Here is a 22,773-nt window from a genome sequence, read left to right on the forward strand (position 1 = left end):
CGAGAACCGCACGGCGGCTCCGACCTGTCCGTGCGAGCCGACCCGGATAGGAGCGAACCGCCGTGAAGTACATGCTGATCATGCAGCTGAACCCCGCCGCCTTCGACGCGCTCACCGACGAGCAGCGCACGGAGATCATGGAGGGGCACCAGGCGTTCATGGACACCATCAAGGCGTCGGGCGAGATGGTCGAGACCAACGCCCTCGCCGAGCCGGCCCGGAGCGCCGTGGTGCGGGTGCGCGACGGGGTGCCGGTGGTGACCGACGGGCCCTACCTCGAGTCCAAGGAGTTCATGGGGGGCTACTACGTCGTGGACTGCGCCACCCGTGAGCGAGCACTGGAACTGGCCGCCCTGATCCCGGATGCCGGGGTGGAGGGCCTGGGCATCGAGGTCCGCCCGATCATCTTCTCGGCGGGCCCGACCGACTGAGTTGCAGCAAGGCCACCTTCGCGCAACCCGTTGCGTGAAGGTGGCCTTGCTGCAATCCCCTCGCTCCCCGCGTGGTCAGTTCCCGGCGTGCAGGTAGTTGCCCCGGATGTACTCGGCACGCTCGTAGTCGGCCCAGAGGTCCAGCTCGCTGCGGTGCGCCGCCCGCCGCCGCTGGGCCTTGACCAGCGCCGCCGCGAGCGTCGCGGGCCGCGTGGCCGACGCGGCGTGGCGCGGCTGCGGAAGGGGTTCGTCAAGCCAGCCGGCGGCCCTGGCTCGGCGCTTCGCGGCGAACCGCGCCGCCGCGGTGGCCAGCGCACCGTCCGAGGATGCCCCCACGTCCGGCAGGGTCAACGGCCGGGCACGCAGGATCCCCAGTGCGACGGCGGTGCGGATCGGCAGCCGCTCGACGGCCGGGGTGAGGGCGCGCAGCCCGCGCCTGCTCGGCTCCTCGACGAACCGGTAGGTCAGCGCGGCGACACCCAGCGTGGCCAGCAACACCTGCACCCCGACGACGTGGGCGAGCGCGGTGTGCGGAGCCAGTAGTGAGTAGCGCTCCAGCGCCAGCCAGTACACCTCGAAGAGCGGGATGTGCACGAGGTAGAGGCCGTACGACACCCGGCCGCCGTAGACCAGCGCGGGGGTGGACAGCAGCATCGCCGGGCCGCGGTCGGCCACCGCGAGCGCCGCCACGAGCACCGGGAACAGCACGATCACGGCGCCGCCCCGGCCGGGGCCCGCGAGCTCCCCGAGCAGCAGACCCCCGGCCAGCACGATCGGCAGCACCGCCGCGATGGCCGAAGCGGTGCGCAGGGCCGTCGACGTCCGGGGCAGCTTGCGCACGGCGAGGTAGGCGAGCGCGCCCGCCCCGAACCCGCACAGGATCCGCACGAGCCAGCTCCACGGGAAGTACGGGCTGCCGGTGGCGAGGTACGCCCAGGTCATGGGCACCATCAGCAGCGACGAGCCGCAGGCGAGCACCACCACCGGAAGCCCGCGCATCCGGTGCAGCACGAGCGCGGCCACCGGGAAGAGCAGGTACGCGAGCCACTCGGCGCTGATCGACCAGGTGGAACCCACCCACGAGGCCCCGTCGAAGCGGGGGTCGTCCCAGAGCTGCACCAGTACGAGCTGCTGCAGGTACTGGCCGACGTCGAGCACCGGCTGTACGGACTGGAACGCGATGACCTCGTCGCCACCGAGCGTGGCGCGCGCGATCAGCCAGACCCCGAACACGTGCAGCACCAGCAGGTACACCGGCCACACCCGGCAGGCGCGTGCCCACAGGAAGCGGGCGGTGGCCCTGGCGCGCACGCGAGGGCCGAGCTTGTCGAGGTAGGTGTAGGCGATCACGAACCCGCTCAGCACGAAGAAGAGGTCCACACCGAGCGCGCCCGCGGTGATCAGCGGCCCCAGCACGTCGACCACCTCGGCGACCCCCGGCAGCGGCGTGAAGTGGAAGTGGAACAGCACCACCCACACCGCCGCGACCGCCCGCAGCCCTGTCAGGCCTCGGATTTCACCGGAGGATGCCGCTCGAGTACCGGATGGGGTGGCCGCAGGGCAAGGGGTCGTCACGTTCGGAAAAACGAAGCCTGGCTAACCAGCGGTGCGAGTGACACCCGGAACGTACCGGCTTGGCCGCCGTCCTCACGGAGCGCTTCCGGCCGCGTCATCCATTCGGCCGGATACCCGTTCGTGTTTCGGCGCGCCTCGCACCGTCGGCGAGCACGGTGTGCTACCAGGAATCGAGGTGCAGCACGGTGTCCAGGGGCTCGCGCGGCGCAGGCCGGAACGTCTCACCCGTGTAGTACGCCGTGGGCAGCAGCACTCCCTGACGCACGTTCTGCGGGATCCCGAGCAGCTCCCCGATCTCCTTCTCGTAGGCCAGGTGCAGGGTGGTCCAGGCGCTGCCCAGCCCGCGAGCCCTGGCGGCGAGCTGGTAGCTCCAGGCGGCGGGGAGCAACGAGCCCCACAGGCCCGCCTGGTTGCCGGCCGGCAGCTCCGCCACGGTGAGGCACCCGAGCACGAGCACCGGCACGTCGCCCATCCGCTCCGCGAGGTGGTCGGCGGAGCTCGCCACGCGGCTGCGGACGACCTGCCGCTCGGCCGAGAGCGTCGCGATCCGTTCGTTCCGGACGGCGCGGTAGCGGTCGTAGGACTGCTTGTAGTAGTCGCCGATGGCGCGCCGCCGATCCGCGTCGGTCACCACGATCCAGTGCCAGCCCTGCTCGTTGCTCCCGGTGGGCGCCTGCAGCGCCACCTCGAGGCACTCGCGGACCAGCTCGATCGGCACGGGCCGGTCGAGGTCGAGGCGCTTGCGCACCGAACGCGTGGTGGTGAGGAGCTCATCGGGGCTCAACGGGAGCGTCATGCCCCCGATCATGCCTCCGCAGGCCTCATCCGGAAGAGGCTTAGGCTTCGCGCGTGCTCTCACGGTCGGCTCCCGGCCTGCGCCGGGCCGCCGGCCCGCTCGGACTGCTCGCGGTGCTCGCGGCGGTGGCGTTCCCGCTCGCTCCGGTCGAGCAGCCCGAGGCCGTCTACTCCTGGACCGCGGCGGAAGGCGACGCCGCGATCCCGCTGCTGCCCTACCAGCCCGTCGAGCTGACCGCCGAGACGAGCTGCTCGGCCGCTCGGGAGGCCGCTCCCGGCCAGGTGCTGCTGTCCACGGTGCCGCAGCGGCCGGACGTGGCGGGCGAGCCCCTGCGCGGCCTGCGGCTCACAGCGGACGGCGGGGCGCTGCGGGTCGAGAGCGCCGGTGTCGATCTCGGCACGGCGGAGCTGCCGGGCGGCGACTGCACGCTGTCGGTCGTCTCCGACCCGGCCCGCACGTCCGTCCTCGTCGACGGCGCGCCTGCGCTCGTGCGGGACGGCGACGTGCGGCCCGACGTCGCGGGCGCGTTCTCCGAGGTCCGCTCCGGGGTCGCGCTGCGCCTGACCACCGACACCCGCTTCGAGACGAGGATCTCCCCGCTGAAGGCCGCGATCGGCGTGCTCGGCGGGCTCGCGCTGCTCGGCATGCTGGTGGTGCTGCACCGGATCGATCGCACGCGGCGCGTCCGGCTGCTCCCCCGGCACTGGTGGCGGCCCCGGCCGGTGGACGGCGCCGTCGCCGCCGTGCTCGGGGTGTGGTGGGCCATCGGGGCGATCACGGTGGACGACGGCTACATCGCGGGCATCGTGCGCAGCACCGGCAGCAACGGCTTCGTGGGCAACGCCTACCGCTGGCTGAACGCGCCGGAAGCGCCGTTCAGCTGGTTCTACGACCTCTACCACCTGTGGTCCCTCGTCTCGTCCTCGACGCCGTGGATGCGCCTGCCGTCCACGGCGCTGGGGCTGCTCTGCTGGTGGCTGCTCTCCCGGCTGACGCTGCCCCGGCTCGGCCGGTTCGCGACCCGGCGCTGGGTATCGTGGATCGCCGCGCTGGCGTTCGCCGCCTGGTGGATCCCGTTCGGCCTCGGGCTGCGGCCCGAACCGTGGGTCGCGGTGGGTGCGCTCGCGGTGTACCTCGCCGTGGAGCGCGCCCTCGCGACGGCGCGCCTGCTGCCCCTCGCCGTCGGGCTCGTGCTGGCCGGTGCGACGACCGCGCTGACGCCGGGCGGGCTGCTCGCCTTCACCCCGTTCCTCGCCGCGGGACGCTCCCTGCTGGCGCAGCTGCGCGCCCGGCGCGACCTGCGCCCGCTGCCGCTGCTCGCCGTGCTGGCGGCCGCCGCGGCGTCGGCGGTGTTCCTGATGGTCCCCGACCAGAGCCTCGCCGGGATGCTGGAGGCCGTCCGGGTGCGCACCGCCGTCGGCGGCGGCCAACCGTGGTTCGAGGAGACCGATCGGTACCGTCGCCTGCTCGACTGGACGTTCCAGGGCTCGATCGGCCGCCGGGCCGCGGTGCTGGGCACGCTGCTCGCGGCCGTGGGCGTGCTGTGGTCGCTCGGGCGCACCGCCACCGGGATCGCAACCGGCCCGGCCCGGCGGCTCGTCGTCGGGCTCCTGCTGAGCATGGCGACCTTGGCGCTGGCGCCGACGAAGTGGACCCAGCACTTCGGCGATCTCGCCGGCTACGGCGCCGCCGTGCTCGTGCTGGGCGCGGCGGTGGGGTCGGCGCCGCTGCGGGCCCGGCCGCGTGCGTTCGTCGCAGGGCTGGCCGCCACCACCGTCGTCACCGCGATCGTCCTGGCGGCCTACAACCTCTGGCCCTACCAGGGTGCGTGGTTCACCCCCACGTTCAGCACCATCGCTCCCCGCATCCTCGACGTCCCGCTCGCCACGATCGCACTCGTGGCCGGCGCCGCGCTCGTCGTTCCCCTGTTGGCGCGGTGGACGTGGCAGCGGGCGGGTGGCGAGCCAGAGAGCCCGCTGCCCCGCAGGCTGCCTGCGCCCGCGCCCGTCCTCGCCGTCGTGCTCGCCGGCGTGCTCGCACTGCAGGTGCTCACCGTCGTGCGGGTGGCGGTGACCCACCGCGACAGCTACACCCCCGCCTCGGACACGATCTCCACGCTGCGCGGCAGGCCGTGCGGGCTGCAGGAGCGGCTGTCGGTGGAGACGGACCCCGCGGCCGGGCTGCTGCCCGTCGCCGACGGCCCGCCCGGCACGACGGTCTCGGTCGAGACGGTCCCGGTCGACGTCGGTGGGCGCCTCGTGCCGGGGGTGGCCGTGGCCGGCCGGAGCACCACACCGTGGCTCACGCTCACCCCCGAGCAGCGGACGCAGGCCCTCCCCGTCGTCGTCACGACGTCCGGGACGCTGCAGGCGGACGACGGGCTGTTCCTCGAGTTCGGCGACGGAACGCGCGTGCTCGAACGCAGGCGCATCGCGCCGGAACTGCCGGCCCGGGACGACGTCCGGGAGCTCGCGCCCGCCGCGGCCACGACGGTGCGGCTCGCCGTCGACGCGCCGGACACCGCCCGCGCCGTGGCGACGCTGCCGCGGTCGCCGCGGCTGACCCCGATGACGGAGCTCCTGCCACCGGTGCGCAGCGCGCTCCTCGACTGGCCGGTGGCGTTCCTGTTCCCCTGCCTCTCCCCCGAGCCGCTGCCGGTGGGCACCGCGGCACTCCCGGAGTGGCGCGTGGGCCCGCCGATGGACAACACGGAGACACACATCACCTATCAGCCCGAGTACGGCGGACCCTTCGTCGCACCACGGCTGCTGATCACCGAACGGCGGATGCCCACCTATCTCGCCGGTGATCCACTCCGGGACGCGGTACAGCTCTACCGCTGGGTACCGACGCAGCCACTCGCGCGTCCCGAGCCGGTGGTCACCTGGCATACCGTGACAGGCTGGCAGCAGGACGGTCACCCGCGGGTGCCGGGGATCGACCCGGTCGGGTGACCCCCCGGACCGGGGCTCGCGCCGGACGGCCCCCACAATGACCCCGGAAAGGGCACCTGACGACCGGAGGACGGCCGCGCGCATGCTTCGCACATCGGACAGCACGGATCGGGCCAACCCGCCCGCGACGGAGGAGCACCCGGAGCGGCGGGCCGACCGGACCTCGGCCCGCCTGCTGGCGCAGCGCGGGCTGTTCTTCGGGCCGTCCGCCCTCGTGCCCGAGGACCTGTACTCGAGGGTCGAGCGGGGCACGGCCCGCCGCGAGCGGGACCGGGTGGCGCTCGCCCCCGGCTCGCTGGTGAGCACCAACACCTACTTCGGCCGCTTCCACGCCACCTACTGGCAGCGCTGGACCGACATCGGCGAGGTCGAGGTCTCGGCCGTGGCCACCGGCACCGGCAGGCTGAAGTTGATGGCGTCGGACACCAACAAGGTGTGGCGGATCGTCGCGGCCGTCGACGTGCGGGACGGCGAGGCCGTCCCGGTGCGCCTCGTCGGCCCCGTCGACCGGTTCGTCGACGGCGGCGGCATGTGGCTCGAGATCACCACGGAGACCGGCGAGCTCACCGTCTCCGACGTGCGTTGGACCGTGGCCGCCACCCGCCCGGTGCCGCCCACGGACATCGCCATCACCACCCACAACCGCGTCGACGACTGCCTCAACACCCTGCAGGCGCTCGCCCGCGACCCCGAGGCGTTCGAGCGCATCCGCACGGTGCACGTCGCCGACCAGGGCAGCGACCCCATCGAGTCGCGCGAGCGGTTCGGCGACATCGCCGCCGCGCTCGGCGAGCACCTGAAGTACGTCCGCCAGCCCAACCTCGGTGGTGCGGGCGGCTTCGCCCGCGGCATGCTCCACGCCACCGAGGGCGCGCCCGACGAGCAGGCGGACGTCCTGCTCATGGACGACGACGTGCACCTGGAGCCGGAGCTCCTCGTGCGGCTCACGGCGTTCGCGGCCAGCACGCGGCACCCGATGATCGTCGGCGCGCAGATGCTCAACCTGCTGCACCCCGGCCACCTGCACATCTCGGCCGAGTACGCCGACCCCGAGGTGCTGCTGATGGGGCTGAAGATGCCCGGCGCCCTCCGCGAGGCCTACCTCCTGGGTCTGGACGACCGGCAGCTGCCGGTCAACCAGGAGCGCCGCGTCGACACCGAGTACAACGGCTGGTGGTCCTGCCTGATCCCGGCCGCGGTCATCCGCGCGATCGGCTACCCGCTGCCGCTGTTCCTGCAGTGGGACGACATCGAGTACGGCTACCGGGCCCGCGCGAACGGGTTCCCCACCGTCTCCCTCCCCGGTGCCGGCGTGTGGCACGCCGACTTCGGGTGGAAGGACGGCGACGAGTGGCAGCGCTACTTCACCATCCGCAACGGCCTGATCATGGCCGCGCTGCACAGCGGCTTCTCGATCCGCCGGATCACCGGGCGGCTCACGGAGCTGGTGTCCCACCAGCTCGTGGCCATGCAGTACGGGATGACGGCCACGCTCCTGCAGGCCGTCGAGGACTTCCTGGACGGCCCGGAGGTCCTCTGGGACGGCTCGGCAGGCGCACTCGCGCGGGTTCGCGAGATCCGGAAGGCCTACCCGGAGACCGTGATGCACCCGATGTCCGAGGCGGGCGGTGAGTTCCACGACCGGCCGGTGATCCGGGCGGCGAACGAGCCCGGCTCCGAGACCCTCACGTTCCTGAAGCGAGCCGCCTACCACCTGACCGGCCGCTCGGCGTACCGCACCGGCGCCGTCCCCGCGGGCGACGCGCACTGGTGGCACGTCTCCCTGTTCGAGCGCGCGATCGTCACGGACATGTCCGAGCAGGGCTTCCGGGTCCGCATTCGCGACAGGCAGACGGCCCTCCAGCTCGGCAAGCGCGCGGCGCTCCTCCTGCGCCGCTTCGTGCGCGAGGCGCCCGCGGTGGCCGGACGCTACCGGGCGGAGCTGGGGCGGCTGTCCAGCCGGGAGAACTGGGAACGGCTCTACGAGCTGAAGAACTGACGACAGGGCATCAGCCCCTGGCGAGTGGGTAGGAGTGCTCGTACCCACTCGCCAGGCACGCTCAGTTCTTCCGGTCGAACACCTCACGGGCCCACGCCTCGCGGCTGGTGAGCTCGGGCAGCGCGGCGCGGTAGCGGCGCTGCAGGTCGGGCCACGCCTTCGCCACGTGGCGGTACTCCCTCACCGCGCTCCTGAGCATGGACCGGAACAGCGCCGGGTCGCGGCGGCGGAAGGTGACCCCCCGCCCGTCCGGAGTGGCGACGGTGGCGGAGTCGAGCCGGGAGAGCACGAACCACTGCGCGTGCCGGGCCGGCACGTTGCGCTGGGGCACCACCTGGTGGCCGGGGTCGGGGGTGCGCAGGTTGTGCAGCACGCCCCGCGCGAGGCCCTTCACGGCCGCGACCTTGCCGGACGGCGGCTCCGGGAACACCTGGGCGGACAGCGCGTCGAGGTCGGACAGCGGCACCTGCGTGGCCGAGTCGAGCGGCCTGCCGTCGTCGTACTCGGCGCGCTTCGCGCGGATCTCCCCGAGCACCGTCGGCAGCTTCGGGAACAGGTGCTCTGGGCCGGCCAGGAAATCGCGCAGCGCCATCTCCTGCAGCGCCACCGCCGAGTACTCCAGGAGCAGCAGGTGGCGCAGCGTGCGCTTGAGCGTGTCGCGCAGCAACGCGGTGGGGTTGTCGGGCCCGTGCAGCGCGGCCGCGACGAACCGGTTGCGGTAGTGGAAGTAGGCCTGCCAGTCGCTCGTGTCGTCCTTCTCGAGGAACGACATGTGCCAGATCCCGATGCCGGGCACGGTGGCCGTGCGGTAGCCCTTCGCCCGGGCGCGCAGGCCGTACTCGGCGTCGTCCCACTTGATGAACAGCGGCAGCGGCATGCCGACGTCCTCCGCGACGACACGCGGGATCAGGCAGGTCCACCAGGCGTTGTAGTCGACATCGGTGCGGCGGTGCAGCCACGGGGTCTGGCGCAGGGGCTGCTCGGCCAGGTCGTGGTGCGGCTCCGTGCCGGGCGCGTTGCGCCACAGGAACGTGCCCCGGTCGACGACCTCGCCCATCGTCGAGAGCTGAGACCGGGCCTGCAGCGACAGCATCTGCCCGCCGACGAGCATCGGTGAGCGGGCGTAGCGGGAGAAGGCGACGGCCCGCAGCACCGAGTCCGGCTCGAGCAGGATGTCGTCGTCCATGTAGAGGATCTGCTCGCAGTCGGTGTGCTCGAGCGCCTCGTACATGATCCGCGCGTAACCCCCGGACCCACCGAGGTTGGGCTGGTCGATGATCTTCAGCCTGTCCCCCAGGGCGGCGGCGGCCTGCTCGAAGCCCGGCTCGTCGCGCACCTTCTTCGTGCCCTGGTCCGGGATGATCACCGCGGTGATCGCCTCGCGCACGAGCGGGTCCTCGCCCAGTGCGGTGAGGGTGGCCACGCAGTCGCCCGGGCGGTTGAACGTGGGCGTGCCCACCGCAACCGCGGCCCGGCCCGACGGCTCGTCGGCGGCGTACCAGCCACCGGCGTGCAGGGTGAGCTCGCCCTCGTCGGTGGTGAGGTCGAACCAGTACCAGCCGCCGTCCTCGAACGGCCGCAGGTCGAGCGGCATGTCGAGCTCCTGGCGGCCCGACACCACGACACCGCGCTCGAAGATGGTGGAGCCGTCGGACTTGGTGCGGTAGACGTCCACCCGGCCGTCACCCTGGAGGGACAGCTTCAGGTGCACCTCGGTGAGCCGGCTCCAGCGCCGCCAGTACCCGGCCGCGAACGCGTTGAAGTAGGCGGCGAAGGAGACCTCGCTCTGCTCCGGCACCACCGCCGACGTCCGTGACGTGGCGCGCAACCGGCGGGCGCTGAGTGTCGAGCCGCCGAGGCTGACCTTCTTCGGAACCGCACCGCCTGCGACGTCCGGCACCGTCGCGAGCCGGATCCCCGTCCGCTCGTCGACGTAGAGCGCGCGGACGCTCATCGGATCGCCCGTACGGGGCAGGATCACCCGCTGCAAGAGGTGGCCCTCGGGCACGGGCGGCGTCGCACCACGGCGACGCGCCGGCTTGGGGCGGGGCGGCGTCTCGGAGATCGTCATCGAGGGTGGGTCCTGTGTCGTCGAGGGCCGGGGCACGTTTCCGTGCATGCTCTGCGCCCGAGGGTAGCGACGGCGCGACGGGCCGCTCGCCGCCGGGGCGCGGCTCCCGTGTGGCCCAGGTCATGGCGTCCCACCTGCGCGTCGGGGAGGATCGGCCGCATGTCCCCGGCCGCGACGTTCCGGGCGCGACGCCACGTCGACCTCCGTCGGCAGGCGAGCGCGCTCTGTGCGGCCCCTGCCGCACGGGTCTGACGCACTTCGGACGCCCGCGCGGCCACGCCGCCCGCACCTCGCTCGACGGCAGGGACGTCCATGCCCACCACCCTCCTCCCGACCCCTCGTGACGGCGGCGCTCGGCAACCCGACACCGGCGACGGCCGGCGGAGCCAGAGCGCGGCCGCCGTTCTCCGCGCCGTGCTCGACCGGGGACCGGTCGCGCGCAGCACCGTCGGCAGGCTCACCGGCCTGAGCGCCGCTGCCGTGAGCCGCCAGCTCGCCGACCTCGCCGACCTCCGCCTCGTGCGCGAGCGGCCGGTCCGCGCACCGCGGCCGGCTGTCGGTCGCCCGCACGTACCGGTCGACGTGGACGTCCGCCACCACGTCGCCGCCGGCGTGCACATCGCGGTGCTGCACACCACGCTCGTCCTCATGGACCTGCGCGGGCGCGTCCTGGTCCAGGAGCGCGAGCCGCACGGCCCGGACCGGTCGGCGCCCGCCGTGCTCGCCGGCCTGGCCACGCGCACGGCCGAGTTCCTCGATGCGCACGCGGGCGGCCGCAGGCCGCTGGGCGTTGGCGTGGCCACCGGGGGCTGGGTGGATCCCGCCCGGGGTGTGGTGGTCCGCCACCGCGGGCTCGACTGGCGGGACGTCCCGGTGGGTGCGCTGCTCGGGCAGCGGCTGAGCCTGCCGGTGAGCGTGGACGGGCACGCCCGCGCTCTGGCACGGGCCGAACAGCTGTTCGGCGCCGAACGCGAGCGCGCGCGCTCGAGCCTCGTGCACCTGTTCGTCGGCAACGTCGTCGACGCGGCCATCGCGACCGGCGGCTCCGTCCACGAGGGGCCGAACGCGGCCGCAGGGCACGTGAGCCACCTCCCGGTGGGCGGGGACGCGCCCTGCGCCTGCGGCCGCCGCGGCTGCCTCGCCGCCACGGCGGCGGAGCGGGCCGTCGCCGGTCGGGCCGTCGCCGACGGCCGGCTGCGCACACCCCGGTTCGCCGAGGTCCTCGCGGCGCTGGAGGCGGACGAGCGGTGGGCGGTGGACCTCCTCCGCGAGCGCGCACGGGCCGTCGGCCGCGCCGCCGCCCTGCTGCTCGACGTGATCAACCCGGAGGTGCTGGTCGTGTGCGAGGCCGGGACGGCCCGCCGGCCCGAGCTGCTCGCCGACCTGCGTGCGGAGGTCGCTCACCACTCGCACGGCGGCGGCGACGTGGCCCGCCGGGTGGTCGCCGGTTCGTTCGGCGCGCAGGCGCTCGGCGTGGCGGCCGGCTCCGTGGTGCTGCGTGAAACGTACGAACGCCCCCTGGAACTAGCTGCGCGTATTTAATTGCAGCCGTCCGAAAATTGACTTCGGCCGCCCGGCCACACACGATGGTCAGCATGAGCGCGTGGGTTCTGAGCAGGGCATGTCGCCCCTGTTGCGCTTCCTGTCGCTGATCGCGGCCCACTTCTCGAGAACTCTCTCGAACTGTCCGGACAATCTGTCCGGCAATGGTCCGCGCATTTTCTCCCGACGCTTTCCGAACCGATGAGAGGACCACCGTGACCATCGCACCCGAACGCACCGGGCTGACCGTCCGCCCGGTCGCGGGCCACATCGGCGCCGACGTGTCCGGCGTCGACCTGACCCGCCCGTTCGACGCAGGCACCGTCGAACGGATCACTGCCGCCCTGCACCGCCACAAGGTTCTCTTCTTCCGCGTCCAGGAGCTGGACCACGCCGCCCAGATCCGGTTCGGCCGGGTGTTCGGCGAGCTGACCTACGCGCACCCGCACGACGACACGCCGCCGGAGGGCCACCCGGAGATCTTCACGATCGACCCCGATCGCTACAAGCAGCGCTACGGCGACGCCGCGTTGCGCCGCCGCAAGTACAGCTACGTCGCCGGCTGGCACACCGACGTGACGGCCGCGGTGAACCCGCCCGCCGTCTCCGTCCTGCGGGCCGAGGTCGTACCGGAGGTCGGCGGCGACACGACGTGGACGAACCTCGCCGCCGCGTACGCGGGCCTGTCGGAACCGGTGCAGCGGTTCGTCGACGGGCTGCGGGCCGAGCACCGCTACGGCGGCCGGGAGGCCCCGAAGGGGGACTCGGCCTACGCGCGCCGGGTGAACGACAACCTGCTCGTCTCGGTCCACCCGGTGGTGCGGGTGCACCCGGTCACCGGCGAGCGCGCGCTGTTCGTCAACCCGGGGTTCACGAGTCACATCGTCGACGTGGAGCCGCGGGAGAGCCGCGCGATCCTCGACCTGCTCTACGCCGAGATCACGCGACCCGAGTACACGGTGCGGTTCCGCTGGGAGCGGGGCAGCGTGGCGGTCTGGGACAACCGGGCAACCGCGCACCTGGCCCCCGGCGACCTCGACCACCTCGACGTGCGGCGGACCCTGCACCGCGTCACGGCGATCGGGGACCGGCCGGTGGGTCCGGACGGGTTCGAGTCGCAGATCGTCGCGGGGCGCCCGTTCACCGCCGACCACGCGGTGGTCGTGGACTGATGGCACGCCTGCGACGCGGCTGGGCCCTGGTGGCAGGAGCCCTCCTGCTCACCGCCTGCGCCGGACCCGGCGGGGGCGGCGGGCTCGACGCCGCCGCGCCCCTGCCCACCGAGGTGCCGCCCGGCACCACGCTCGTGATCGCCGACCAGTCGGAGGCCCAGCAGGTGGCGCTGCGCGCCTCCGGCGAGCTGGGCCGGCTGCCCTTCACCGCGGAGTTCGCGAACTTCACCGGCGGCCCCGCGATCCTGGAGGCCTTCCGGGCAGGCGCGGCCGACGTGGCCAGCGTCGGCGACACGCCGCCGATCCAGGCGCTCGTGGCGGGCGCGGACGTCCCGATCATCCTCGCCCGCCGCACCGACCCGTCGAGCACCCGGCTCGCCGTCGCCCCCGGCGTCGGCGCCCGCACCCTGCCCGACCTGCGCGGCAAGCGGATCGCCTACGCCGAGGGCACTGCACAGCAGGTGATCGTGCTGCGGGCACTGGAGAAGGCCGGGCTGAGCACGGGGGACGTCGAGCTGGTGCGGCTGCAGCTCGGCGAGTTCAACGACGCGGTGCGCACCGGCCAGGTGGACATCGCCCCGCTGAACGAGCCGAGGCTCACCCGGTTCCTGACCGACACGGGCGCGCAGGGCGGCAGCGTCATCGATCCCGCCGAGACGGCGGGCACGTCGTCCGGGCTGAACTTCCTCTACGCCCGCCGGGAGGCCCTGCAGGACCCGGCGAAAGCAGCGGCGCTGCGGGCCTACGTCCAGCACTACATCCGCTCGCAGCAGTGGATCAACGAGCACCCGCAGGAGTGGATCGAGACCTACTACGTGCAGAACCAGGGCATCTCCGCAGAGGACGGCCGGCGGATCGTCGACTCGCTGGGCACGATCACGTTCCCCCGCCTCGACGACACGGTGGTGCGGGCCCAGCAGGGCACCATCGACGTGATCGACCGGGCGGGCGAGCTGCCCCGGAAGGTGCGCGCCGGGGACGGCTTCGACCTGCGCTTCGGCGACGTCGTCGCCGAGGCGGTGCCGGCGGCAGGGGCGTCGTTCGGACCGGAGGTGGCGGTCCGATGACCCAGCTGTCGCTCGCGGCGGCCCGCGAGCGTGCCGAGCCTGCCTCCGCGGATCTCGTCCCGCGGCCGCGCAGGCGGCGCCGTCTCGGCCCGGGTCGCACCACGGCCCGCGGGCTCGCCGTCGGGCCGCTGCTGCTGCTCGCCGCGTGGACGGGCGGGTCGGCGACCGGGCTCGTCGACCCGGCCACGCTGTCCCCGCCGTGGACGGTGGTCACCACCACCGCCGAGCTGGTGGCCGACGGCCGGCTGCAGTCGAACCTGCTCACGTCCGTGCAACGGGCCGCGATCGCGCTCGTGCTCGGTGTCGCCATCGGGGTGGCGCTCGCGCTCGTCGCCGGCCTGTCCCGGGTCGGCGAGGCGATCGTCGACGGGCCGGTGCAGATCAAGCGCGCCGTCCCCACGCTGGCGCTCATCCCGCTCGCGATCATCTGGTTCGGCATCGGCGAGCAGATGAAGATCATTATGATCGCGCTGAGCGTGTTCGTGCCGGTCTACATCAACACCCACGCGGCCCTGCGCGGCGTCGACCTGCGGTTCGTCGAGCTCGCCGAGAGCGTCGGGCTGTCGCGACGGGAGTTCGTGCGCCGGGTCGCACTGCCCGGAGCGCTCCCCGGCTTCTTCACCGGGCTGCGGCTCGCGGTCACCGTCTCCTGGACGGCGCTGGTCGTCGTCGAGCAGGTCAACGCGACCAGCGGGATCGGCTACCTCATGACCCAGGCCCGGACGTACGGGCAGACCGAGATCATCGTCGTCGGCCTGGTCGTCTACGCCGTGTTCGGGCTGGTCGGCGACCTGGTCGTGCGCGCGGCGGAGAGGAGGGCGCTGTCGTGGCGACGATCGCTGGGCAGCTGACGGCCGTGCGGGCCCGTGGCCTCACCCGGGGCTTCGACGGCCGCGCGGTGCTCGACGGCGTGGACCTGGACGTCCGGGCGGGCGAGTTCGTCGCGCTGCTCGGCCGCAGCGGCTCCGGGAAGTCGACCCTGCTCCGCGCTCTCGCCGAGCTCGACGACGGGGTCGCGGGGTCCGGTGAGCTGGAGGTGCCCGCCGAGCGCGCGGTCGTGTTCCAGGACTCGCGGCTGCTGCCGTGGGCGCGGGTGCTCGACAACGTCGTGCTTGGCCTCGGCGGCGCAGAGGCGCGCGACCGCGGCCGTGCGGCGTTGGCCGAGGTGGGGCTCGCGGGCCGGGAGCGGGCGTGGCCGAACGAGCTGTCCGGTGGGGAGCAGCAGCGGGTCGCGCTGGCCCGGTCGCTCGTGCGCGAGCCTGCCCTGCTGCTCGCCGACGAGCCGTTCGGCGCCCTCGACGCGCTCACCCGGATCAAGATGCACGACCTGCTGCGCGAGCTGTACGACCGGCACCGCCCCGCGGTGCTGCTGGTCACCCACGACGTCGAGGAGGCGGTGACGCTGGCCGACCGCGTACTGGTGCTCGACGCAGGCCGCGTCGCCGTCGACCGGCCGATCCCCCTCGACCGTCCTCGTCACGCGGCGGACCCGCAGTTCGTGGCGCACCGCGAGTCCCTGCTCAGCGCACTCGGAGTGGACCGATGACCCGACAGCTCTCCCTCAACGCCTTCATCTACCCCGCGGGCCACCACGAGGCGGCGTGGCGGCATCCGGCGAGCGCCGCCGAGCGGATCTACGACGCCGCCTACTACCAGGAGATCGCCCGCACGGCGGAGGCGGGCACGTTGGACGCGGTGTTCTTCGCCGACGGCCCGGCCCTGCAGGGCGACATCACCCACAACGCCGTCGGCAGGCTGGAGCCGGTCACGCTGCTGACCGCCATAGCCGCCGCCACCGAGCGGATCGGGCTGATCGCCACCGCATCCACCACGTACTACGAGCCCTACAACCTGGCGCGCCTGTTCGGCTCGCTCGACCACATCTCCGGCGGGCGGGCCGGCTGGAACATCGTCACCACCGGCAACGACGCCGCGGCCGCGAACTTCGGGCTGGACGCCCACCCGGCGCACGCCGAGCGGTACGCCCGGGCCCGCGAGTTCGTCGACGCCGTGGTGGCGCTGTGGGACAGCTGGGAGGACGACGCCGTCGTCCTGGACCGCGCCGCGGGGATCTACGCGGACCGCTCGAAGATCCACGAGATCGGGCACGCCGGCCGGTACGTGCGGGTGAAGGGGCCGTTCAACCAACCGCGGCCACCGCAGGGGCGCCCGGTGCTGGTGCAGGCGGGCGCGTCCAACGACGGGCGCGCGTTCGCCGGCCGGTACGCCGAGGCGATCTTCACCGCCCACCAGCGGCTCGCCGACGCGCAGGCGTTCTACGCCGACATCAAGCAGCGGGCCGCCCGGCTGGGCCGCAGGACCGAGCACGTGAAGATCCTTCCCGGGATCAGCCCGTTCATCGCCGGGACCGAGACGGATGCGCAGGCGCTCGAGCGGGAGTTCAACGAGCTGACCGTGCCCGCGTACGGGTTGCGGCAGCTCGAGCGCATGACCGGCACCGCGCTCGGCCACCTCGACCTCGACGGCCCCGTGCCGGTCGAGCTGTTCGCGGACGCGGGGGACGTCACCGACAACGGTCGCAGCCGCCTCCAGGTCGTCGCCGGCATCGTGGAGCGCGAGCGCCCGACCGTCCGGCGGTTGCTGCACCGGCTGGCCGGGGCACGCGGCCACCGGGTGTTCGCGGGCACCCCGGAGCAGGTCGCCGACACGATCGAGGAGTGGTTCACCTCGGGCGCGGCGGACGGGTTCAACGTGATGCCGCCGTACTACCCCGGTGGTCTCGATGTCTTCGTCGACACCGTCGTGCCGATCCTGCGCGAGCGCGGGCTCTTCCGCAGCGAGTACACCGGACGCACCTTGCGTGACCACTTCGGGCTGCCACGGCCCGAGAACCGGTTCGCGAGACGCACCGCGGCGGCCACCGGGTGAGGTAGTTTGCCTATCGGCAAGCAAGACAGCGCCGGCGGCAGGAGGGTCCGAGAGATGCCCGATGCCGGGACGCTGCGCCGCCTCGCCGTCCCGGTGTTCCTGCCCGCCGCGGTGTTCGGCATCGGGCAGGGCGCCGCGGTCCCGGTGGTGGCGCTGCAGGCCCGCGAGCTCGGCGCGTCGGTGGGCGCCGCGGGCGTCATCGTCGCCCTCCTCGGGCTCGGGATGGTGCTCGGCGACCTCCCTGCGGGCCGGATCGTTTCCCGCATCGGCGAGCGCTCGGCGGTGCTGCTGGGAAGCGGGATCGGCGCCGTCGGGGCGGCGCTCTGCCTGCTGTCCTGGACACCGGTGGTGCTCGGCGTCGGCGTCGGCATGTACGGCGTGGCGAGCGCGGTGTGGGCACTGGCGCGGCAGGCCTACATCATCGAGATGGTGCCGACGGCGATGCGGGCACGGGCGCTGTCGACGATGGCCGGGCTCAGCCGACTCGGCATGCTGATCGGACCGTTCCTCGGGGCGGCCGTCGTGTACGCGCTGGGCCCACGAGGCGGCTTCCTCGTCGAGCTGGTGGCCGTGGTCGTGGCCGGGGCGTTGATGGCGGCGATGCCCGCACTCGAGTCGGACCGGCGCAGCACGGGGCCGACGCAGAAGCTGCGGAGCGTCCTGGTCGCCCACCGCGAGGTGCTGCGCACCCTCGGCGCGAACGCCCTGGTCATGGGCGCCTCACGCGCCTCCCGCACCGCCGTGCTGCCGCTGTGGGCCGACCACATCGGCCTCGACGCGACCACCACCAGCCTGCTCTTCGGCGTCGGCGCCGCCCTCGACGTCGCGCTGTCCTACCCCGCCGGACGGTGGATGGACCGGCGCGGACGCCGGCCCGTCGCCGTCGGTTCGCTGGTGGCGTTCGCCGCCGCGCACCTGGCCCTGCCGCTCACGGGCGACGTGATCGCGCTCGGCGCCGTCGCCGTGCTGATGGGCGTCGCGAACGGGCTGAGCAACGGCCTCATCATGACCCTGGGCGCCGACGCCGCACCCCGGGACGGGCGGGCGGAGTTCCTCGGCGCGTTCCGCCTGTGCCACGACGTCGGCAGCCTCGCCGGCCCCCTGGTGCTCGCCGCCGTCGCCGCCGTGGCCACGCTCGGTGTGGGCTCCGTCGCGCTCGGCGCACTTTCGGCGCTGGGCGCGGCGGGCATGGCGCGATGGGTGCCCCGATCTCGACACGATTCGCACACGGCGTCCGGTAACGCCCGATACGACATGGGCCGCGCACGGGGCTCACGGCACGGCTACCGCAAGGATTGACCGACCTTTACGTCTCGACACCCGGCGCGGCCAACGGTGATTTGCGCGGTCGCCCTGACGCTCAGTCCTCCGACTCGGTGCCCGACAACGCCTTGCCCTCGGTGAGGAAGGGGCGCAGGCGGTTCTCGAACATCGTCAGGGCCGAGCCGATCGCCATGTGCATGTCGAGGTACTTGTACGTTCCCAGCCGGCCGCCGAACACCACGTTCGCGTTCGCGGTCTCCTTGCGGGCGAGGTCGCGGTAGCGCTGCAGCTTCGCCCGGTTGTCCGGCGTGTTGATCGGGTAGTACGGCTCGTCGCCGGACTCCGCGAACCGGGAGTACTCGCGCACGATCACCGTCTTGTCGGTGCGGTATTCCCGCTCCGGGTGGAAGTGCCGGAACTCCAGGATGCGGGTGTAGGGCACGTCGGCGTCGTTGTAGTTCACGACCGGGGTGCCCTGGAAGTCGCCGGTCTCGACCACTTCCTGCTCGAAATCGAGCGTGCGCCACCCCAGCTCGCCCTCCGAGAAGTCGAAGTAGCGGTCCAGCGGGCCGGTGTAGACGGTGGGCGTGCCGGGCGGGATCTGGTCGCGGACCTCGAAGTAGTCGACGTCGAGGCGCACCTCGATGTTCGGGTGGTCGGCCATCTTCTCGAGCCACGCGGTGTAGCCGTCGACCGGCAGGCCCTCGTACGTGTCGTTGAAGTACCGGTTGTCGAAGGTGTACCGCACCGGCAGCCGCGCGATGATCGACGGGTCGAGCTGCGTGGGGTCGGTCTGCCACTGCTTGATCGTGTAACCCTTGACGAACGCCTCGTAGAGCGGGCGCCCGATCAGCGACACCGCCTTCTCCTCGAGGTTCGTCGCGTCCTTCGTGTCGATCTCGCCAGCCTGCTCGGCGATCAGGGCGCGCGCCTCGTCCGGCGTGTGCGCGTGACCGAAGAACTGGTTGATCAGCGCCAGGTTCATCGGGAACGCGTAGACCTGGTCGCCCACGCGGGCGAAGACCCGGTGCTGGTAGTTCGTGAACGCGGTGAAGCGGTTGACGTACTCCCACACGCGCTCGTTCGAGGTGTGGAACAGGTGGGCGCCGTAGCGGTGGATCTCGATGCCGGTCTCCGGTTCGATCTCGGAGTAGGCGTTGCCACCGATGTGCGAGCGGCGTTCGAGGACGAGCACCCGCTTGTCCAGCTCGCTCGCGGCCCGTTCGGCCACGGTGAGGCCGAAGAAGCCGGAACCGACGACGACGAGGTCGTATCCCGCGTAGGTCACGCCCACCGAGGGTAGTGGGCGCCCCGCCACGCCCCGACCCTGGCATCGCCGAGTCGCCATTCGCCGACGTGTAGGTTCGCGCGGGTTGCCGTGATCGGCGGCAGCAGCGATCCGGGGGTTCGGCAGGTGGGCGCAGGCGTGGTGGCGCTGTACGTGCTGACACTCTGGGCTCCGGGCCTGTTCCTCGGCGGGCTCGCCGGTCTGCGCGGCTGGACGCTCGCCGCGTCGGCACCGCTGCTCACCTACGCCGTCGCCGGGTTGTTCGGGCCGATCTTCGCCGCTCTCGGCATCGCGTGGTCGCCGACGAGCGCCGGACTGCTCCTCGTGGTGCTGTGCGCCGTCGCGGTGCTCGTGCGGTTCGCCATCCGGCAGCGGTTCGGCCCGGCGGACCGCACCGGAACGCCGGTGTGGAGCCTCTCGACGCACGCCGTCGTGGTCGCGGCGCTCGCCTGGATCGTCGTACTGGGCGGCACCGTGATCTGGTCGGGCCTCGGGCAGCTCACCGCGATCCCCCAGGACTGGGACGCCGCCTTCCACGCCAACGGGATCCGGTGGATCGCCGACACCGGCGACAGCAGCCTCGTCGGGATGGCCAAGGTCAACTGGTACGAGGACGAGGTCGAGGTCTTCTACCCCAACGCCTACCACCTGCTGGCCGCGGTGATCCTGCGGATCACCGGTGCGGACGTCCCCACCGTCCTCAACGCCCACACCGTGCTGCTGCCCGGGATGGGCGCGCTCGCCATCGTCGCGCTGGTGCACCGGTTCGGTGGCCGGGCCGTGCTCGCCGTGGCGTCGGCGGGCTGCAGCATCGCGATCACCTCGTTCTACGACATGCTGTGGCGCGGACCGCTGCTGCCGTTCGTCACCGGCGCGGTGCTGGTGCCACTGGCCGCCGTGCTGCTGGTGGACGTCCTCGACGCCCATGGACGGCGGCAGATCGGGCGCGGGCTGCTGTTCGGTTCGGGACTGCTCGGCATGATCGCGCTCAACCCGGCCACCCTGTTCACCGCGGCCGTCTTCGCCATGCCGGCGGTGGTGCAGCGCTGGGCGGGCAAGCCACGCCTGCTGCGGCGTGAGCCACTGGTCGTGCTCGCCGCGGGGGCCGTCGGCGCGGTGCTCGCGCTGCCCCAGGTGCTCGGCTCGATCGGCAGCGCGTCGGGCGAGCCGGTGCACGACTGGCCTGCGGAGCTGACGCAGTCCGAGGCCTTCGGCGAGCTGCTGGCGCTCGCGCACGACGGCCTCCACCCCCAGTGGTGGCTCGTGCTCGTCACCGCCATCGGCATCGCAGCGCTCCGCAGGCTGGGCGCCCTGCGCTGGGTCTTCGCATCGGGGTTCGTGTTCGGCGCGATGTTCGTGCTCTCCGCATCGTCGGACGAGTTGTGGGTCAACACGATCACCCGGCCCTGGTGGAACGACCAGTGGCGGCTCATGGGGCTGTGCGTCGTGCCCGTCGCCGTGCTGGCCGGACACGGCCTCGCCGAGCTGCAGCGCCACGCGGCCGCAGGCGTCACGACGCTGGCGGACAAGGTCGGCGCCGGGCCGCCCGTCCTCGCCCGCAACGCGGCGACAGCCGTCGCGACCACCCTGGTGCTGGCGCTGTTCGTGGTGGCGAGCGAGGACCTGTACCTGGGCCGCAACGTGGCCCGGATGCGCCTGTCCGCCCCGGACGGCCCCGTCGTGACGTCCCTCGAGGCCGACGCGATGCGCGTGCTCGCGACGCTGGTGCCGCCCGACCAGCGCGTCATGAACGACCGGGGCGACGGCTCGGTGTGGATGTACGCGATCGCGGGCGTGCACCCCGTCGCCGGGTTCTACAACTTCTCCGGCATCGGGGAGGACGCCCTGATGCTGAACACGCGCTTCAACCGCTACCCGGTGGACCGGTCGGTACGGGCGGCGGTCGCGCGCCTCAACATCTCGTACGTGATGCTCGGGCGCGGTTTCGTCCGCACCGACTGGCGCCGGGCTCCGGGGCTGCTCGGGCTGGAGGACGCCCCCTGGCTCCAGGCCGTCTACCGGAACAAGGACGCGGTCATCTACCGGATCAGGGCACGGCCCGGCTGAGCCCTACGCTTGCGGCCGTGTCTGCGCACACGGAGGCGGGGACGGGCGGGCCGGCCCTGACGACGGCCTCCTCGGATTCCGACCCGCCGGGCCGGCTCGCGCGAGTCGCGACCGGCGCGGCCGAGGTCGTCGCGTGCGCGGGCGCTGCCATGGGCTCGGTGACGCTGAGCCACTCGGTGGACGTCGACCCGCTGGACCGGGTCGGTCAGGTGAGCGGCCTTGCCGCCCTCGACCTGCGGTTCGTCCTGATGGGCCTGGCCGTGCTCGCGGCCTGCGTTGCGACGGCACGCTTCCCGCGGGTGTTCGCCGTGGTCGGGAAGCTCGCCTGCGCCATCGTCGCCGGGCTCGCCACCGGGCTGGTGGCCGGGGGGATCGTGCTCGCGCTGCACGGCACCACGTGGGCGCTGTTCGCCAACTGGGGCGACTCCGGGCAGCTCATCCGCTGGGCGGACGACATCCTCGCCGGCCGACCCGTGCCGCCCGACTACCCGCCCGTCGCACTGCACCTGATCGCCCGCTGGGCAGAGCTCACCGGCGACTCGACGGCGGGCGCCCTGCGCACGTCGCAGGTGGTGGGCACGGCGCTGTTCGGGCCGGTGGCCTACCTGTCGTGGCGGCTGGTGCTGGCACCGGTGTGGGCACTCGCGGTGGCGCTGGTGGCGGCGATGCCGCTGCTGGAGCCCTACAAGCCCTACACCACGGTGGTGCTGGTCGCACTGGTGCCGCTGCTCATCGCGTTCCTGCGGGTGCTCCGCCGCGCGGGCTCGCTGACGTGGGCGCGGCTCGCGATCGCCGGGGCCACGACGGGGGTGGCGCTCGGCCTGCTGTTCAGCCTGTACTCCGGCTGGTTCCTCTGGTCCGCGCCGGGTGCGCTGGTCGCCGTCCTCGTCCGGTTCCCGTGGCGGGCCCCGCTGCGCGGCCTCGCGCTGCTCGGTCTCACCGTTGCCGGGCTGGTCGTGGTGGCGTGGTCCCACCTGTTCGGCCTCATCGCCGCAGCGGGCACGGTGCAGGACCGCTACTTCTACTTCGACACGGCCGTCGAGCCCGCCTACATCGCGATGTGGCGCAACGACCTGCCCGGCGACGTCGGCCCGTGGCCGCCCCCCGGCGAACTGGCAGGCGTCGGCGTGTTCACGGTGCTGCTGGTGATCGGGCTCGGCGTCGCCGTCGCGGTGGCCGGGCGCCGGACCGCGGTGCTCACGGTGGGAACCCTGCTGGCCGGGGCGTGGATCCTGCGGCTCGCGATCGCCTCGCAGATGTACGAGACCCAAACCGTGCAGCTCTACCCGCGCACCACCGCGGAGATCCTCTTCTGCCTGCTGCTGCTCGTCGTGCTCGCGGCGCGGTACGGCGGCGGGCGGTTGCAGGACGCCTGGCGGGCGCGCGCCGTGGCGGGCAACGGCCGCGTTCCGCGGAACGCGATGCCGGTCATCGGCGCCCTGTGCGCGGCGCTGCTGCTCGCACTGTCGATGGGCTCGGCCACCGCCGACCGGTACCTGCCGCGCAACGACGGGTCGGTGGGGCTGCTGGCCTACGTCGCACAGAACGTGCGGCAGCCGGACGGGCGGTGCCCGCAGTACAGCGGGCCGAGCGGGTGCGCGCCGGACCCGGGGACGCTGCTGCGGGGCGAGTGGCCGCCGCGCGCTCCCTGATCATCGA

16 protein-coding genes are annotated in these 22,773 nt (G+C 73.2%); 12 read left to right on the forward strand and 4 right to left on the reverse strand.

Going from position 1 to position 22,773, the window contains the following annotated elements; all coding sequences use genetic code 11:
- The first annotated feature begins 62 nt into the window (after positions 1–62).
- Entirely contained in the window at positions 63–431 is a 369-nt protein-coding gene (locus FHX44_RS16185; RefSeq protein WP_147256555.1) for a YciI family protein, read from the forward strand.
- Between the two features lie 75 nt (positions 432–506).
- Here FHX44_RS16185 and FHX44_RS16190 read toward each other — a convergent pair whose 3' ends face one another.
- Both FHX44_RS16190 and FHX44_RS16195 read right to left on the reverse strand, forming a co-directional pair.
- Entirely contained in the window at positions 507–2,006 is a 1,500-nt protein-coding gene (locus FHX44_RS16190; RefSeq protein ID WP_147256556.1) for an acyltransferase family protein, read from the reverse strand.
- Positions 2,007–2,166: 160 nt separating this feature from the next.
- Positions 2,167–2,802 carry a nitroreductase family protein gene (locus FHX44_RS16195; protein WP_212612507.1) on the reverse strand — a complete coding sequence of 212 codons (636 nt, stop codon included), beginning with the start codon at positions 2,800–2,802 and terminating at the stop codon, positions 2,167–2,169.
- A gap of 53 nt (positions 2,803–2,855) precedes the next feature.
- Between FHX44_RS16195 and FHX44_RS16200 the strand changes: the two genes are divergently transcribed.
- Both FHX44_RS16200 and FHX44_RS16205 read left to right on the forward strand, forming a co-directional pair.
- Positions 2,856–5,756 (forward strand): arabinosyltransferase domain-containing protein, encoded by a 2,901-nt coding sequence (locus FHX44_RS16200; protein WP_147256558.1) that lies wholly within the window; start codon positions 2,856–2,858, stop codon positions 5,754–5,756.
- Positions 5,757–5,838: 82 nt separating this feature from the next.
- Entirely contained in the window at positions 5,839–7,755 is a 1,917-nt protein-coding gene (locus tag FHX44_RS16205; RefSeq protein ID WP_147256559.1) for a glycosyltransferase, read from the forward strand.
- 61 nt (positions 7,756–7,816) lie between these two features.
- On the opposite strand, the gene FHX44_RS16210 is transcribed toward FHX44_RS16205, so the two are convergent.
- On the reverse strand, positions 7,817–9,826 hold the full coding sequence (locus FHX44_RS16210) for a glycosyltransferase (protein WP_147256560.1): 2,010 nt from the start codon (positions 9,824–9,826) through the stop codon (positions 7,817–7,819).
- A gap of 312 nt (positions 9,827–10,138) precedes the next feature.
- On the opposite strand from FHX44_RS16210, the gene FHX44_RS16215 reads away from it, so the two are divergent.
- From FHX44_RS16215 to FHX44_RS16245, 7 genes are all read left to right on the forward strand, one after another.
- Entirely contained in the window at positions 10,139–11,368 is a 1,230-nt protein-coding gene (locus tag FHX44_RS16215) for an ROK family transcriptional regulator (protein ID WP_147256561.1), read from the forward strand.
- A 215-nt stretch (positions 11,369–11,583) separates the two neighbouring features.
- Positions 11,584–12,540 (forward strand): TauD/TfdA dioxygenase family protein, encoded by a 957-nt coding sequence (locus FHX44_RS16220; RefSeq protein ID WP_246170408.1) that lies wholly within the window; start codon positions 11,584–11,586, stop codon positions 12,538–12,540.
- Positions 12,540–13,607, forward strand: coding sequence for an ABC transporter substrate-binding protein (locus FHX44_RS16225; RefSeq protein WP_147256563.1), 1,068 nt, complete (start codon positions 12,540–12,542; stop codon positions 13,605–13,607). Before FHX44_RS16220 ends, FHX44_RS16225 begins: the two co-directional genes overlap by 1 nt.
- A complete protein-coding gene (locus FHX44_RS16230; RefSeq protein WP_147256564.1) occupies positions 13,604–14,458 on the forward strand; it encodes an ABC transporter permease in 855 nt (284 codons plus the stop codon). Before FHX44_RS16225 ends, FHX44_RS16230 begins: the two co-directional genes overlap by 4 nt.
- Positions 14,443–15,153, forward strand: a complete 711-nt coding sequence (locus tag FHX44_RS16235) for an ABC transporter ATP-binding protein (protein WP_246170958.1) — start codon at positions 14,443–14,445, stop codon at positions 15,151–15,153. The genes FHX44_RS16230 and FHX44_RS16235 overlap by 16 nt, the downstream gene beginning before the upstream one ends.
- Positions 15,150–16,496, forward strand: coding sequence for an LLM class flavin-dependent oxidoreductase (locus tag FHX44_RS16240; RefSeq protein WP_147256566.1), 1,347 nt, complete (start codon positions 15,150–15,152; stop codon positions 16,494–16,496). Before FHX44_RS16235 ends, FHX44_RS16240 begins: the two co-directional genes overlap by 4 nt.
- 54 nt (positions 16,497–16,550) lie before the next feature.
- Positions 16,551–17,795: an MFS transporter gene (locus FHX44_RS16245; protein ID WP_147256567.1), complete on the forward strand. Its 1,245-nt coding sequence runs from the start codon at positions 16,551–16,553 to the stop codon at positions 17,793–17,795.
- A 61-nt stretch (positions 17,796–17,856) separates the two neighbouring features.
- On the opposite strand, the gene glf is transcribed toward FHX44_RS16245, so the two are convergent.
- Positions 17,857–19,047 carry a UDP-galactopyranose mutase gene (glf, locus tag FHX44_RS16250; RefSeq protein WP_246170409.1) on the reverse strand — a complete coding sequence of 397 codons (1,191 nt, stop codon included), beginning with the start codon at positions 19,045–19,047 and terminating at the stop codon, positions 17,857–17,859.
- A gap of 126 nt (positions 19,048–19,173) precedes the next feature.
- Between glf and FHX44_RS16255 the strand changes: the two genes are divergently transcribed.
- Both FHX44_RS16255 and FHX44_RS43865 read left to right on the forward strand, forming a co-directional pair.
- Complete coding sequence (locus FHX44_RS16255) at positions 19,174–21,114, forward strand: DUF6541 family protein (protein WP_147256569.1); 1,941 nt, start codon at positions 19,174–19,176, stop codon at positions 21,112–21,114.
- A gap of 17 nt (positions 21,115–21,131) precedes the next feature.
- Positions 21,132–22,766, forward strand: coding sequence for a hypothetical protein (locus tag FHX44_RS43865; protein ID WP_147256570.1), 1,635 nt, complete (start codon positions 21,132–21,134; stop codon positions 22,764–22,766).
- Positions 22,767–22,773 lie beyond the last annotated feature (7 nt).

Origin of the sequence: Pseudonocardia hierapolitana (genome assembly GCF_007994075.1) — a bacterium.
Lineage (GTDB): Bacteria > Actinomycetota > Actinomycetes > Mycobacteriales > Pseudonocardiaceae > Pseudonocardia > Pseudonocardia hierapolitana.

What these genes read in the sequence shown, in the direction of transcription:
- FHX44_RS16195 (WP_212612507.1), bottom strand. Translation starts at nt 2,802, where the DNA reads ATGACGCTCCCGTTGAGCCCCGATGAGCTCCTCACCACCACGCGTTCG.
- FHX44_RS16205 (WP_147256559.1), top strand. Translation starts at nt 5,839, where the DNA reads ATGCTTCGCACATCGGACAGCACGGATCGGGCCAACCCGCCCGCGACG.
- FHX44_RS16210 (WP_147256560.1), bottom strand. Translation starts at nt 9,826, where the DNA reads ATGACGATCTCCGAGACGCCGCCCCGCCCCAAGCCGGCGCGTCGCCGT.
- FHX44_RS16215 (WP_147256561.1), top strand. Translation starts at nt 10,139, where the DNA reads ATGCCCACCACCCTCCTCCCGACCCCTCGTGACGGCGGCGCTCGGCAA.
- FHX44_RS16225 (WP_147256563.1), top strand. Translation starts at nt 12,540, where the DNA reads ATGGCACGCCTGCGACGCGGCTGGGCCCTGGTGGCAGGAGCCCTCCTG.
- FHX44_RS16230 (WP_147256564.1), top strand. Translation starts at nt 13,604, where the DNA reads ATGACCCAGCTGTCGCTCGCGGCGGCCCGCGAGCGTGCCGAGCCTGCC.
- FHX44_RS16240 (WP_147256566.1), top strand. Translation starts at nt 15,150, where the DNA reads ATGACCCGACAGCTCTCCCTCAACGCCTTCATCTACCCCGCGGGCCAC.
- FHX44_RS16245 (WP_147256567.1), top strand. Translation starts at nt 16,551, where the DNA reads ATGCCCGATGCCGGGACGCTGCGCCGCCTCGCCGTCCCGGTGTTCCTG.